The organism is Microbulbifer maximicatervae (SeqCode) (assembly GCF_052468155.1).
Genome location: NZ_CP174335.1, coordinates 1,391,062 through 1,404,838, shown reverse-complemented (window position 1 = coordinate 1,404,838; position 13,777 = coordinate 1,391,062). Strand labels below are relative to the sequence as shown.

At 40.5% G+C, this 13,777-nt stretch carries 14 protein-coding genes; 10 read left to right on the top strand and 4 right to left on the bottom strand.

From position 1 onward, the window contains the following. Positions 1 to 174 precede the first annotated feature (174 nt). Positions 175 to 3,741, top strand: coding sequence for a hypothetical protein (locus ACJJIY_RS06005; protein WP_445359277.1), 3,567 nt, complete (start codon positions 175 to 177; stop codon positions 3,739 to 3,741). Between the two features lie 119 nt (positions 3,742 to 3,860). Beyond that, positions 3,861 to 4,196, top strand: a complete 336-nt coding sequence (locus ACJJIY_RS06000) for a hypothetical protein (protein ID WP_444915022.1) — start codon at positions 3,861 to 3,863, stop codon at positions 4,194 to 4,196. A 91-nt stretch (positions 4,197 to 4,287) separates the two neighbouring features. Here ACJJIY_RS06000 and csrA read toward each other — a convergent pair whose 3' ends face one another. After that, positions 4,288 to 4,476, bottom strand: coding sequence for a carbon storage regulator CsrA (csrA, locus tag ACJJIY_RS05995; RefSeq protein WP_444915023.1), 189 nt, complete (start codon positions 4,474 to 4,476; stop codon positions 4,288 to 4,290). A 731-nt stretch (positions 4,477 to 5,207) separates the two neighbouring features. Here csrA and ACJJIY_RS05990 point away from each other — a divergent pair. Further along, positions 5,208 to 6,050: a hypothetical protein gene (locus ACJJIY_RS05990; protein WP_445359276.1), complete on the top strand. Its 843-nt coding sequence runs from the start codon at positions 5,208 to 5,210 to the stop codon at positions 6,048 to 6,050. A 126-nt stretch (positions 6,051 to 6,176) separates the two neighbouring features. Continuing rightward, positions 6,177 to 6,608 carry a hypothetical protein gene (locus ACJJIY_RS05985; RefSeq protein WP_445359275.1) on the top strand — a complete coding sequence of 144 codons (432 nt, stop codon included), beginning with the start codon at positions 6,177 to 6,179 and terminating at the stop codon, positions 6,606 to 6,608. A 59-nt stretch (positions 6,609 to 6,667) separates the two neighbouring features. Here the strand turns inward: ACJJIY_RS05985 and ACJJIY_RS05980 are convergent, their stop codons facing one another. From ACJJIY_RS05980 to ACJJIY_RS05970, 3 genes are all read right to left on the bottom strand, one after another. After that, positions 6,668 to 7,702, bottom strand: coding sequence for an IS481 family transposase (locus ACJJIY_RS05980; protein WP_444913809.1), 1,035 nt, complete (start codon positions 7,700 to 7,702; stop codon positions 6,668 to 6,670). A 357-nt stretch (positions 7,703 to 8,059) separates the two neighbouring features. Beyond that, positions 8,060 to 8,635 carry a hypothetical protein gene (locus ACJJIY_RS05975; RefSeq protein ID WP_444915026.1) on the bottom strand — a complete coding sequence of 192 codons (576 nt, stop codon included), beginning with the start codon at positions 8,633 to 8,635 and terminating at the stop codon, positions 8,060 to 8,062. After that, positions 8,632 to 9,315 (bottom strand): AHH domain-containing protein, encoded by a 684-nt coding sequence (locus ACJJIY_RS05970; RefSeq protein ID WP_445359274.1) that lies wholly within the window; start codon positions 9,313 to 9,315, stop codon positions 8,632 to 8,634. The genes ACJJIY_RS05975 and ACJJIY_RS05970 overlap by 4 nt, the downstream gene beginning before the upstream one ends. 272 nt (positions 9,316 to 9,587) lie before the next feature. On the opposite strand from ACJJIY_RS05970, the gene ACJJIY_RS05965 reads away from it, so the two are divergent. The 6 genes from ACJJIY_RS05965 (at position 9,588) to ACJJIY_RS05940 (ending at position 13,744) form a co-directional block, all read left to right on the top strand. Further along, on the top strand, positions 9,588 to 9,800 hold the full coding sequence (locus tag ACJJIY_RS05965) for a hypothetical protein (RefSeq protein ID WP_445359273.1): 213 nt from the start codon (positions 9,588 to 9,590) through the stop codon (positions 9,798 to 9,800). Between the two features lie 160 nt (positions 9,801 to 9,960). Then, the gene (locus ACJJIY_RS05960) at positions 9,961 to 10,479 is read left to right on the top strand and encodes a hypothetical protein (protein WP_444915029.1); all 519 of its coding nucleotides are present in this window, start codon (positions 9,961 to 9,963) and stop codon (positions 10,477 to 10,479) included. Positions 10,480 to 10,998: 519 nt separating this feature from the next. Beyond that, the gene (locus ACJJIY_RS05955) at positions 10,999 to 11,376 is read left to right on the top strand and encodes a hypothetical protein (protein ID WP_444915030.1); all 378 of its coding nucleotides are present in this window, start codon (positions 10,999 to 11,001) and stop codon (positions 11,374 to 11,376) included. A gap of 184 nt (positions 11,377 to 11,560) precedes the next feature. Then, entirely contained in the window at positions 11,561 to 12,100 is a 540-nt protein-coding gene (locus ACJJIY_RS05950; protein WP_444915031.1) for an SF0329 family protein, read from the top strand. Between the two features lie 526 nt (positions 12,101 to 12,626). Next, complete coding sequence (locus ACJJIY_RS05945; RefSeq protein WP_444895513.1) at positions 12,627 to 13,319, top strand: hypothetical protein; 693 nt, start codon at positions 12,627 to 12,629, stop codon at positions 13,317 to 13,319. An 8-nt stretch (positions 13,320 to 13,327) separates the two neighbouring features. Beyond that, positions 13,328 to 13,744, top strand: coding sequence for a hypothetical protein (locus ACJJIY_RS05940; protein ID WP_445359272.1), 417 nt, complete (start codon positions 13,328 to 13,330; stop codon positions 13,742 to 13,744). Positions 13,745 to 13,777: the final 33 nt, after the last annotated feature.

Below are 13,777 nucleotides of genomic sequence, written 5' to 3'. Positions count from 1 at the left end.
GATGTCGGATTAGCTTACCAGTGTGAGTAACAAGTTGTTGATGTATTGCGTTCCGCCCCTGCGAGGGACACCTTTCCTAACTGGGTAGACATCTATCTTCTGAAAAGGGTTGATAAAATGTTATTGATAAAAATTGAAAAAACGGAATTTATAATAAAAGGATAGATAACACTTATGGCAGGTGATGGCAAAAAACTTAGTAACCCATTTTCAACTGGCAGTGGAGGGGCAAGATTTGAGGCTAATATCCAAGCCACGTTTGTAACGTTAATGCTCAGTGGAGGCTATGCTCCTTGTTTGCCCTCATGGCCAATTGTTGAAATTAAGCTACAGGGTGCGGTTACAGGGTATGGTACCGATGATTTGATAGTGCTAGTAGAGAATCCGGTAAATAATGAACGTCGCCGATTACTTGGCCAAGTCAAAAACTCTATTGCTATAACTGCCAGAAGCAAGATTTTTGCAGAAGTTATTCAAGCTGCCTGGAATGACTTCAACAATTCAGATACTTTTACCAAGGAAAAAGATATCATCGCATTGATCACTGGGCCTATCAATGCTACTGATATTGATGGAGTAAATGGCCTATTAGAACAAGCTCGCCATACTCGTGATTCTAACGAATTCCTTACCCAGGTTTCTCGTGCTAATTTTTGCTCTGATACAGTTCGAGCTAAGCTTAATGCTTTTAAAACACAGCTAAAGGCTGCCAATGGTAATCATGATGTTAACAATACCGACTTACATGAATTTCTGAAACACTTCCACCTTCTTGGCTATGACTTAGCCAAAAAAGGAAGTGTCGTATCGTCACTGTTGCAGTCTCATATCTCCCAGTTTAATAAAGATATCCCAGACAAAATCTGGTACCAAATCCTCAGTGAAGTGCAAGACTTCAATCAATATGCAGGAACAATCACAATCGAGACACTGCCTGAGGATTTGGTCGGGCATTTTAAAGAACCTGAGATTACATATATCCCAGAGAGTTTAGCCAAGGAACTAACTGTTGCTGAAGCTGAAGTAACAGATAAACCAATTTTTACTGACTGGAACCAACATCCATCAGCTTCAAAGCTCGCCCTTGCAATGCTATTTGGCAGTTGGAATGAGTCCAGTGAGGCAGATCGTGAAGTGATAAGTCAGACGGTTGGTGAAAATTATAGTGACTGGATAACTAGCTTGAGGGAAATACTGCAAGTTCAAGATACTCTTTTAACCTACAAAAATGGTATTTGGAAATTCAAAGAGCGTTTGCAAGCATGGAAAGACTTAGGCAGCAGAATTTTTGATGACCACTTGAATAGTTTGAAAGATGTTGTACTAGAAGTCCTGCGCATCAACGACCCATCATTTGATTTACCGGGCGATGAGCGATACGCGGCAGCTATTTATGGCAAGGTTCTCCCACACTCAGGAAATTTACGTGAAGGGCTGGCAGAAACACTGGCATTAGTTGGTAGTCATCATACCTCATTAACAAATTGCAGCATGGGTAAAGCTGACAGTATTGCGGTACAAACAATCCGTGAACTTTTTGAGAATAGTGATTGGCTACGTTGGGGGAGCCTCAACAACTTACTCCCTACTCTTTCTGAAGCTCATCCGGGCGAGTTTCTTTCCGCTGTAGAAAATGCCATAGTTGCTTCTCCCTCCCCATTTATCAAGTTATTTGAGCAAGAAGATACAGGTGTTTTCGGTAGAAACTATATGACCGGTCTGTTATGGGCACTTGAGGGCATTGCTTGGGATGAAGTCCACTTGAGTCGGTCGGTTGTTGTGTTGGCTGAAATAGCAGCATATGACCCAGGAGGCAACTGGGCAAACAGGCCTGGAAACTCTTTATCAGATATTTTTCTACCATGGATGCCGCATACATTGGCTTCGGTTGAGAAGCGACAGGCCGCTTTAAAAACGATATGTGCTGAACAGCCAGCTGTCGCCTGGAAACTACTTGAAAGCTTACTGCCTAACCAACACTCCACAACTTCGGGAACCCATAAGCCTGTTTGGAGAAATATAATTCCTGAAGATTGGGACAAAGGGGCTACGAATAGTGAGTATTGGGAACAATCCAAATTTTGTGGCGAGCTTATAGTACAACAGGCAGACTTCGATATTGGAAAACTTGCAACACTGGTCGGACACTATGATCACTTGCCATCCCCTGCATCAGAGTCCCTTCAAGAAAAGCTCTTGTCAGACAGTTGCTTAAGTTTGCCGGAGCATAATCGGCTGCCAATATGGAACCAATTATGCCAACTAATTGCACGTCATCGTCGTTATCCTGAAGCTAAATGGTCTCTCACGAACGAAGTTCTTGTTTCACTGGAAGTGATTGCCGATAAACTGGCCCCCAACACTCCGAGCATCTTACATAGAAGGTTGTTCTCTGACTCAGAGTCCGATTTTTATGAAGGTGGTGGGAACTGGCGGGAGGAGCAGGAAAAATTATTCCAAGTTCGTAAATCTGCTATAGAGGATATTTTAAAAGAAGGCGGCATCAGTAAGGTGCTTGAGTTTTCGTCAACGATAAAAAATCCTCACCTAGTAGGAGAAGTACTCGCAGATTTTTCCACATCTGAGTTTGACGTAGAGCTATTACCTGACTTACTTGATATGACAGAACAAAAAATGTGGCCTCTAGTCGCCTCATATGCATGGCGCCGTAGACATATAGGAAATTGGGAGTGGTTTGATAATATAGATAAGTCCGAGTGGAATTCAAAACAGATTTCCAATTTGCTTTGCGCTTTGCCATTTGATAAGAACGCATGGGATAGAGCTAATCAATTACTTGGTGAAAACGAACATGAGTACTGGAGAAATACAAGTGCTAACACCTACCAGACCGAAGATGATACTGAGCACGCATTATTAAAACTTCTGGAGTATGATCGACCACATGCTGTCATTGATGGCCTATCAAGAAATATATTTCATAAAAAAGAAATAAATCCTGAACTAGCGTGTGAAGCACTGTTGGCGCTTGTACAATCAGAAGATCAGGCAGGAAGAATTGACAATTACAATATCACGGAAATTATTAAATCTCTTCAAGCGAATAGTAACACAAACAAAGATAAACTCTTTCAGGTTGAATGGGCATATCTTTCTTTGCTGGATCAGTATGCTGAGGGTTCACCAATAACATTGGAAAATAAATTAGCATCCAATCCTGTTTTTTTCTGTGAAATGATAAAGCTAATATATCGTGCAAGAGGAGTTGAAACTACTCCCGAAAAGCCAACTGAACATAGTCGCAAGATTGCCTCTAATGCATATCGTTTACTCTCTACATGGAGTACTGTTCCTGGTACTCAATCCGATGGGACGTTCGATCCAGATAATTTTTTAAACTGGATTATAGAAATGGAAGAATTAGTTAAGGAATCAGGGCATTATGATGTCGCATTGATACAGCTGGGCGATGTGCTTGTTCACTCCCCTGAGGAGCCAAATGGTCTATGGATACACCCCGTAATTGCAGATGTAATGAATAATAGAGAGCGATCCAAATTACGAGATGGATATCACACAGGTATTTTTAATTCCCGTGAAGTTCATACTCTTGATCCAGAAGCGAAACCTGAGAGGGCGCTAGCCGAAAAGTATCGACAGCGAGCAGATCAAGTTGAGAGTGCTGGGTATCATAGGTTAGCTACAACCATAAGGGATGTAGCTGACAGTTATGAATTAGAGGCTGAGCGAATTATTTCAACCAGCGACAATCCATATTAAACTCCTGTATAACGGATGTCTTTTACAGACCGGTTTCAGCTAAAAGTCAGTCTTTAATGTGAGAATTAGCTCTCAGGCTATTCATAAATAGGAAACCCATACCAGAATAAGGAAGGTATATGTATTATTCAGATACAAATCAAGTTCTTAGTAATATTGCCTCATATTTGAGTGAACGATATGGGGAAGACTTTAAGATGGATAGGGATGGCAAGCATGATCGCTATGCTACATATCAGTCAAAAAATTATTTCTTTAAAGTAATGACTGCCTTTATACAAGCAAGAGTGAACGAAGACTTTAACCAGCCAATAAATGAGCGTTTAGATAGCGTGCTAAGCGGTATCAAGATTCAGCCTAGAGAGGAATATTTATTGACTTCACGGCTTGTTGAAAGATCTTCTCCACATGAAATTCCTGTTGAATATTGTATTTCTCTACAATCAGCAGGCTAGTTACCTAATAAATAAAGGCAGTATCACTCTATGGGCTTGACGCGCTAATGCGCGTCACTGCTTTGGGTATTTCATTGTCGTGAACAGGCTATCAATGATTTATATCTCCCAGCGACCGTTCCTTTTGAACACGTATATATATTTCCTCACGGTGAACGGGTAGGGATTTTGGAGCTCGTATTCCTATCTTCACCTGATTGCCTTTGACTTCTAATACTGTGATTGAAACATTGGCTCCAATCCTTAAGTTTTCACCTGTCCGGCGTTTTAAAATCAACATAGTTATTTCCTACTGACAGTCAAACCATGGGTAAATCTTCTCTGATGGAAGGCTGAGAAAGTAACGTTGTGAGGAAATACGGGGTGGTGCGCGAGAACGGTAGGCATAGAAGAAGAAAAGGCAGGCACAACGCCTCCAGAGCTTGGGGAGTCGCTCCAAGCCGCTGAATGTTCTCCACTTTATTGAAGACGAGCGGGTTTCTAGCGTATGATCCATATAGCCATTTTGATAGGTGGTTTATCAATTTGGTCAGCTGGCCCTGGGTGTTGCTGCACCTTGGGTCAGCGCCTTTTGCGGTCTCTTACGTCACGCTACCGTTCTCCTGTGAGAGGATGGTTCTTTAGAAAACTCTTAGATGTCTTGATTCTCTCGAATCCCTTTGGCCTTTGGCCATCGGCCTTCAAAAGGCCACCCAATTCCGGCCAAAATACCAATAAATATCAATCGATTTTACGCAGCTTTGACACTAAAACAAACTGAATAAAATCCAATAAGATCATTTTTGTGCCTATATTTTTAATGGCGATGCCCTTTCCATTAAGTGCTTCAGGCCTGAATATCCGGTACGTAAGTCCCTTTCTACTCATAAGTAATTTTTCCAACCCGGACGATCCTATCGATAGATAGTTTTTTTCTGGATAGAAAATCTTCCAATTTTTGGAATCAGTTGACCAAATGATATGATGCGATTTCTTTTGAGTATTCTGATTTACCTTCGGTAGGGTGTAAAAGTGTATAAGTACTTCGGGTTATTAGCGTTAATATTTGTATCTGCCTGCGCTACAAATATACCGGTAGAAAAATTAAGTGGTTTAGAAGCAAGAACACACCTTGATCATGAATACTGGAGCGTCTCACTGCCGGGCAAATGGAGCTATGAGGATAGTGAGGGTATGATCATCGCCACATCTCCAGAAGGTCAATATGCGCTCTATATCACGGTTTATACCGCCTCAGCATCTGCACCCGGTATAGCCTGGGGCAACGAGGAGATTAAGCATCTTAAGTCTGGAAAATATTCAAGGCCGGGGTATCTTTTTGACTTTCAAAAAGAGCAAAGTTATGAAAAAAATGGCAATGCTTATTACGAGCTTGATGGCATAGATGTAAAGAATGAAATGAGGCTTTATAGCAAAGGAATACATCTGGGTAGTATATTCTATACAGTATCATTTCATGATTACTATTATACCGACTCTCTAGAATCAGACAGTATATTGGAATTGATTCTGAACTTGTTTGAGACAAAAGATGATGAAATTAAGTGGGAAGCTATAGAAAGCCTAATCCAAGATAGTACAGCAAGTATAAGTTTTCAGCACAGCAACATTAACTGGCCTCAAATTTCCACCTGGTTGAAAGTAACTTTTGATGATCCCGACCAAAATGGGTTTTATGGCCAAATAAACGAGCTATGGATTAACTGTGAAAAAGATACTGGAACGGTAGTTACTACACGCTACTACGATAATCCAGTGTTTGGCATAAGCGACTGGAAAAAGTTAAGGCACCCCAACACACCTGTTGAGCCTGAATTAGTATACGAAATATGCAATTCATACAAAAAGGTTTAAACCAAACGCATACAAGACTTATAAATGGGGCGCTTCACTACCCAATCTCCCTTTCTGTAACAAGCTTCAACTGAATTGGTTGTAGGGTAAGCATGATCCTCTCGAATTGACCATAGAAGTAATTAAATGAAGAAAATCATCCCGATATCTGAACAGCAAGCAAAAGCAAGGTTAGCAGAACTTCAGGAAGCAAAGATATCTCATGCCTGGATAGGACATGGAAGTGCGATCTTTTTAGAATTGGGAGAGCTCACACCACCGAAACGAGGGAATAACCCTTCCGGTGAACAAACAATAATGATCGAATGGTCATGGAGACTAGAAGACAAGCAATCAATAGTACTGGGGAGTTGGAGTGATCAGACTAAAATTAACCAGCTTCCAGCATTATTAGTCGGAAGAAAGATAGAAACGATTAAACTCTTTGGCCGAATACCAGAGTTAGAAATATCCTTGAGCAAAGACCTTTGGTTACTGACATTTATGACAGATAAGAAGTATCCTGAGTGGTCAATTAGGTTTATAAATGGGCAATGGCTGGATTATGATAATGTGTAGTAGTTCAGACTTGATCTGACAGTTACCGGTTTTTCAGAAGGTACTCTGTCAGGTCAAATTCAGTTTACGAGTTTCTCCTTCCAGATACTTTTACCCTCTTCAAGGGTTACCATCGGTGTGCGACCACAACACTTTTTACCCTGATGAGTTCGATCATTATTGTAATATACGAGCCATTCGTCCAGATCCTTTTGTAGCTCTTCTATTGATCCATAGATCTTTCGTCGTAACGATGGCTGGTAGAACTCTTGTAATATAGTTTTATGGAAGCGCTCACAGATACCATTTGTTTGTGGGTGCCTGGCTTTTGTCTTGGTATGTTCTATCTCGTTGATGTTCAAGTACAACTGATAATCATGCTGCTCCAGCTTGCCGCAATATTCAGTACCGCGGTCAGTCAAAATACGCAACACCGGCAGATCATGCATGGCGTAAAACGGTAATACACGATCATTCAGAAGATCTGCTGCTGTGATTGGCGTCTTAGTGGTGTACAACTTGCAATGGGCTACCTTTGCATAGGTGTCGACATAGGTTTGTTGGTAAACACGCCCAACCCCCTTAAATGTTCCTACATAGAAGGTGTCCTGAGAACCTAGATAGCCGGGGTGTTGAGTATCAATTTCCCCGCAGGCTTCATCATCATGTCGCTTTCTTTCCAAGGCCTGAACCTGCGACTCCGTGAGGATTAGCCCCTCCTTAGCCACCTTGGCTTCAAGTGCTTTTAATCGTAACTTGAAGTTAGCCAGGTCGTTCCGTAACCAGATACTCCGAACACCACTAGGGGACACGAATACGCCACGTTTACGTAGCTCATTGGAGACTCGAACCTGTCCATGGGCAGGCTCTTGGAGGGCATAAGTCAACACGGCCTCTTCAATTGCTGTGTCAACACGGTTCTTGTGGTTAGGCACCCGTCGACTCTTTTCAAGAAGGGCGTCCACACCGCCACTTGAAGCAGCTTCCTTGTACCGATAGAAAGTGTCTCTCGATACACCAAGCATCTTGCAAGCTTTTGAGATGTTGCCAAGCTCTTCTGCAAGATTGAGCAATCCGGTCTTGTGTTTGATGATACGATCATTAGTATGGATCATGGGGTTTATCCTTGGTTTTGTTTTTAGGTTTAGGCACCTTCATCAAAACCGGTAAACCCCTCTTTTTCAAGAGGATGTGTCAGATTTGGTCTGAACTAATACAGATAATGGTTCGTTTAACATTGAAATCACAAAAATTTAATAAAAGTATGAAGCCAAATTTTAGCTCCAAAAACTAGTATTTACTAACACTTATTTAGCACTCTTCTATTTTAATAGAAACACCTTCGGGATAAAGCGTTAATTATAAGACTTCCCAAATTTAGGAGACTCCCTGTAAGCAAAGATATTGTGGGGCTTCTTATTAGCCCCACTAGGTTATATTGCTATAAAAGAGCAACGTCGTTTTAACCTAAGTTAGAATGCTGCTACGAGATTCTCCGAGAAGTTCAACCCTTTCAGCTCAGCCTCTTCTACAAGAGACTTGAAGCGGTCTCCACAATAGAGATTCGCACAGCGGTCAAATCGAGTCTTGAAAATTAAATTTGAAGCAACATCTTCATCGGTGAAGCCGATGTTTTTAATTCCCATCCAAAGATCATCTTGAATATCAGCCTCACTTACGGACTTGTCGGCGGAAACCGCATTCAAGCAGTTAAAGATTACATAGGGCTCACCATCCAGGGTAATAGGCAGGAACTCCCCGTACGGCGCAAGCTCTTTAGAAAGCACCGAGTGGGCTTTGGATGAGAGCACCAAGTGTGCTCCATTCCAAGTAGTGATATCAGGTTTCACGCTCTGATCTAAACCTTCTACCTGGATAAAAGCCCCTCCATGATCCTCCCAAATATCCTTAATAGACTTATTGTCCCAAGGATAATTCTTAAAGGCTTTCATACCGCCCATACGTTTACCCACGGTGAACATTAGCTTCTTGAGGTCAATACTGAGATTCAAAAAGTCTTCGTGGTTAAAACTGATCCTATAAGTCATTGCCCATTCCAATTCTTATCAGAAGGCGCTGTCACCTTCTCCGGTTGAGTACCATTCTTCAGGTGTGTACGAATAATGGTCAACTTAGCGCGTATTTCAGATTCACTATTAAGGTTATTGATTTGGCCGTAAACCCAACGTTCATAATTGTGCGTGTGGATCTTACTATGAGGAGTTGCTTTAGGCATTGCCCAATGACCGTTCTGCTCGCTTGAGCGCGGCATCCACACACCGTTATCAGGATCATTTATCCTAACATCGTGCATGAAAAGTGTCAGTCGGACATCGGCGGTAGCAGGTAGCTTGCCTTTCCCTTCAACAATATGGTGAGCTGTGTACTCTTTACTAGGCTTGGCCCTACCAACTAGACGTAGGTTTGTTTCAAGAACTTCAGTAGGGTGGTGCCTCTCCTGCTCATAGGCTTCTATACGCTCTTCATCGTCCTCTATACCCCGAAACTCATCTCGGTACTGCTGAAGCTGGCTCTGAACCGAAACCATTGACATGATGGTTCGGCGTTCATGCTTTAATTGTTCCATTTCCACCTTGAGACCTGCCAAGCGCTCCTTCCGCTGCTCTTCGGTTTCACCCGCCACTTTCAGCTTACGATAGTGATAGTTCTTACAACGATTCTCATATTGTTGAATGCAAAGGTCTAGTGGGGAGAGCTTCCCAAACATGGGGCGTCACACGTCTACCGTGGTCGTATTCCATCAGTCTTCTCGGTAAGGTGGTTTTAACTATGGCTAAATTGTCGATGGACATGACAAGTGAGTCCAGGGACTTAATAGCTTAGTAAGCTCGATATGAGACCCAATTATCAAAAATATCATTATTAGAATAGTGTGAAACTAGAAGTATCAGATATGTATAGAATTCGGGGAAAAATCAGGCTGATTCTTGCACGCTTGTACCGCATAGATAATACACTTTCAAAATGGAGTCGTTAGTTATGAGTTATTTAGTTGATAGTGATTTTGAAAAGTATTATTCACTTGCGCTAGATGTCTCAGATCTTGCAGAGAAAATGCCATCCTATAGTCAGCGATTTCGTGCAAAACCGAGGCTAGATAAATGGATAGCTCCCAAAGCGCACTTCTACGCTAGTGATAATTTCACAGGTAAAGAAGAATCTATACCAGACATAACTATTTGGGCTTTATGAAATATGGCTCTAAGCCCTAGAGCATTTCCGGCTCTAAAAAATATTCTCAAATCATCTGGTGAGTTCTTACCACATCGCACTATTCAGGCAACTTTTAAACTCTTGATATTTTCCAGTAAGTAATATGATATGCTTAGTTTGAGTAGTCTGTGAAATTCAAATGAAAAAGCGCAAGAAATTACTTTGGCTCAGCCTTCTTACTGTCTCTTTAATTGGAGTCGGATTCATACTTGGAATGTTTGGTAGTGCCCTAAAGCCTCCAGCAAATGCTGGTGAACTATCTCCTAGTATTGATATAGCTGATCTAGAGCCAGGGGAAATACTTACTCGGGATGTTCATTACGAGAAGGCGCGAGACATAAGATATATAATTTATAAGAATTATGAGTCGGAATTTATAGTTTTCAGCGTTCCCCTCAGAGATGGCATGGTAGATATGCCAGACTTAAAGTGGTGGAGGTGGGGCCCAGAATGTAGAAACTTTGGTCCGACCATGAAAAACGGTAAGGTAGTCCCAAATAGCCAGTTCAAATGTCATGACCACGAATTAAATACGTGGCTAGCTAAAGAAAATGTCTGGGATCTTAATGGGAATAACCTCGGTAAATATACAGAAGACATGGAAAGAGTAAAATTTTCAATAAAAGGCTTTGACCTTTTATTACATATGTATTACTAGAAAATTAACCAAAATCTCCTCCTTCTGTTATTGAGCTTTATAATGTCTGACATGCTTCATTATGAAAGAACTAAAAGTATAAACTAATATGGGATTAACAAATTATTTAGTATGTAGACTTAGTATCGCGATGCTATGTGGGTTCATCTCATATTTATTGGTAGCGACTTTTCCAACCCTTATTGCTCCAGAACTGGCGGATTTTTATAGAACACTAGGGATGTATTTCCTTTATACAGCCGTTGTTCAATTAGCAGGGTTGTTATTTTTGATATTTGGGAGCAAGCGATTACTGAATATCACAAATTTGGTTTTATCCTTGATGTGTTTTATACCTATAATAATTTACTTTATAAAAATTGCTCCAAATGTCCTGAGTTAACAATATTGGTACGATCGAGCCTTTTCCGCTGAACTACTATCGCTTTGTGGCTATAGAACTTACTGTAAGTTCTGAGTATTCCATTGAACAGGTAAAAGTACTATTATCCAAATAGATCCTGTTAATGGTTGTAAGTAATGAAAGCAAAATTACAAGAATTAATTAATGATAAACCCATAGAACAAAGCCCTCATTATCTTTTGAGTCAAGAATTGGAGTTCGATTTTTTTAAGTCCATTTCTACATTTGCTATGGCATTTATAGGCGGTATTGTTACTCTCAAAACTGCTCTTGGTATTGATACACCCATTAGTGAAGGATTCACTTTCTCTTTGGTTGTCGCCATGATATCAGCTTTATGTGCCTTTCACGCACAACATGAATTAATTAGCGACCTACGTAATGGTCGAACCCCCAGTAAAATAAAGCAGCTATTCAGGTTTTTCCCCGGACCTATCCTCCTTGGAGTGGCTATCGGATCGGCCTTTACCTATTTCGAAAGCTCATTGCACTAACAGTATTAACTTTATAATTTGTTTAAGCACTCTGGTCTCTAAACGAGTAATCAGAATAGGGGGTAAGGAGAATCTGCTGTATTCTCATCCCCTGAATTTGTGGTACCACAATATTGGAACGAAACAATCAATTGCACAACAGCCGTGAACTGATGAATTTATGTGTAAGTAGGAATATCCCCCAATGAAATGGAGCAAGCTGAAATCTCTAGTTGAAGAAAAGTTTTCTCCATCCCTGGATGGCTGTATCTCTATCAATAGTACCAGTTATGGAAACTGTTCATGTGGACATGCCTGGCTTACTCTTGATAAAGAAGTCATAGCAAACTTCTGTACAAGGGCCTTTTGGAATAGAGCGAGTGGTGATTACTATAGAAAAGATAATCGCTGGGTTACTGATTCCGAAGTGCCTGTGCATGTAAGTGAAAAGCAGAAAATATCCTATGGTGAGATGGAATATGGAGAGTTATCTCGGCAAGATGCCTATCAAGCCTGCTGGGAATTCGTTCATACCCTCAAAGTGGATGAAGCTCTAAACTCCGACAATCCATTGATTCAATCCCTAGCCACACTGGATAGGCGTTTAGGTAAGCGTAGACTCAAAGAGATTGATACAGCAACTTTACATCCATTAGCAAAGAAATTATTGAGCATAAGATTGGAGTCTGAAGGTATTAAAGCCCCAGCAATCACGGAACAAACCTCTTCAACGCAACATCCATAGGTTATTTAATTATCTAAGTATCCAGCAAGCCATCAAGATAATATTACAAGGTTTAGATAGCAGGGCCATTTACTCCAACACTTAACACCAGGCATACCCGGTACGATAGTCCACTTTTCAGAAATGTAGCTCCAAATATAGATAACGCGCTCTGATTTAACATAAAACTTTGGGCGAAGATTATCTATCACACCCCATTTTTTTATTTCTTATTCTCGGTGTAATGCTATGTTATTTCTTGCGTTAGTAGCATCAAGGTCCAAAGGCTTCCAAGTGCATACCTACTATACACCGTACTAACTTTCTGATTCTTAATGATTTATGTCTGTGATTGATAAATATCAAAAATAGAAGATGTGAAATAGCTCCGTTTTTAGAGCGATATTATCAGCCAAAAATACACTATAACAAACTCAGCAGTACAGGATCTCTATTTTCACTTCCTTGACCCTAATTGGCTATTGTCATCTAATCAAATCGTTCTCGATAAGGAAATTCCACAATAATAACAACTGGGAAGTTAGGTATGACAAAGACATTTTCACAGCATGCTGTAGACAAGATTAATTCTATTATGAATGATCACAGCAATCATGTTGGTAGCCAGCTTAAAATAGGTAACCCCACAAAATATAAAAATCATATTTCTAGCGATTGTATAACAATGGCAATTTGGGTTCTTAAATATAGTTTTGAGAAGCTTGGAAAGCTTAATTCCAGCAAGCGAGTGGGTGGACTTGGAGAAAAAGGTACCGAGTTAGCAAAATACTTGATTAATACTCATAACTGGAAAGGCGTATATTATAATCCTGACGTTAAGCACCCTAGTGATGGTCTTGGTGAACATATTGCGAGCTACTACAATCAGGTAAAGAAAAACTGTACTTATAGTGTTGGTCGTGTGCCGATCAGCAATACTGTTATAAACTATAAGCCGAGCAAAAATAAAGTGACCACCTATTTGGATTTAACCAAGAAACAAGACGCAGATTACAACACATTTTCAAATATTCCATTTGGACTGGGAATGTCAAGTGGCGGTAGGCATGTATGGCTTTATTCAAAAGAGTTTGTGTACGAATCACACTGGGAAAAAGAAGCTGGCGATGGATTATATACTAAGACACAATTAAAAATGTTTCCCTGGCTCTCAGGAATTATTGTCGTACCGCCAGACACGCACAACCTTTTAACTATTACTTCCACCAACTGTAAGTAATTATATTTATGCTAAAACCTATAAAAATCCTACTACTATTTTTAATGACATTATCATCCTTCACCTGTGCCAGCACGGAAACGGATTATGTTAAACTGGACAAAGCTCAGGTTGATGTTGTTTTACGAGAGTGGAACAAAAAAGGATTCGGCGATAAGATCGAAACAACTACATTAACGATAATAACAGCTCCAGATTACAAGGGTGATATCGTTATTTTACGTGAAAATGAACCAAAACGTGGTTTCACTGCGGAAGTTTACAAGCCAAAGCCAAATGCACTGAATCCTGAGCTATGGGAATTTGTATCTGGTGATATTGAAAAATCCATAGTGAAACAACCTAACGGTAAATTCCATTTATCCGAGATGGTTGATAAAGGGGTAAGAATTGAAGTTATCGACCTAAGCAATGAAAATAAATAGCTATGTAATTTAGAGTAGCAATCCAGAGCCCCA

Coding starts and splice junctions, on each gene's coding strand:
- ACJJIY_RS05940 (WP_445359272.1), top strand. CDS start 13,328: ATGCTAAAACCTATAAAAATCCTACTACTATTTTTAATGACATTATCA.
- ACJJIY_RS05950 (WP_444915031.1), top strand. CDS start 11,561: ATGAAATGGAGCAAGCTGAAATCTCTAGTTGAAGAAAAGTTTTCTCCA.
- csrA (WP_444915023.1), bottom strand. CDS start 4,476: ATGTTGATTTTAAAACGCCGGACAGGTGAAAACTTAAGGATTGGAGCC.
- ACJJIY_RS06005 (WP_445359277.1), top strand. CDS start 175: ATGGCAGGTGATGGCAAAAAACTTAGTAACCCATTTTCAACTGGCAGT.
- ACJJIY_RS05965 (WP_445359273.1), top strand. CDS start 9,588: ATGAGTTATTTAGTTGATAGTGATTTTGAAAAGTATTATTCACTTGCG.
- ACJJIY_RS05980 (WP_444913809.1), bottom strand. CDS start 7,702: ATGATCCATACTAATGATCGTATCATCAAACACAAGACCGGATTGCTC.
- ACJJIY_RS05945 (WP_444895513.1), top strand. CDS start 12,627: ATGACAAAGACATTTTCACAGCATGCTGTAGACAAGATTAATTCTATT.
- ACJJIY_RS05955 (WP_444915030.1), top strand. CDS start 10,999: ATGAAAGCAAAATTACAAGAATTAATTAATGATAAACCCATAGAACAA.
- ACJJIY_RS06000 (WP_444915022.1), top strand. CDS start 3,861: ATGTATTATTCAGATACAAATCAAGTTCTTAGTAATATTGCCTCATAT.
- ACJJIY_RS05970 (WP_445359274.1), bottom strand. CDS start 9,315: ATGTTTGGGAAGCTCTCCCCACTAGACCTTTGCATTCAACAATATGAG.
- ACJJIY_RS05985 (WP_445359275.1), top strand. CDS start 6,177: ATGAAGAAAATCATCCCGATATCTGAACAGCAAGCAAAAGCAAGGTTA.
- ACJJIY_RS05960 (WP_444915029.1), top strand. CDS start 9,961: ATGAAAAAGCGCAAGAAATTACTTTGGCTCAGCCTTCTTACTGTCTCT.
- ACJJIY_RS05975 (WP_444915026.1), bottom strand. CDS start 8,635: ATGACTTATAGGATCAGTTTTAACCACGAAGACTTTTTGAATCTCAGT.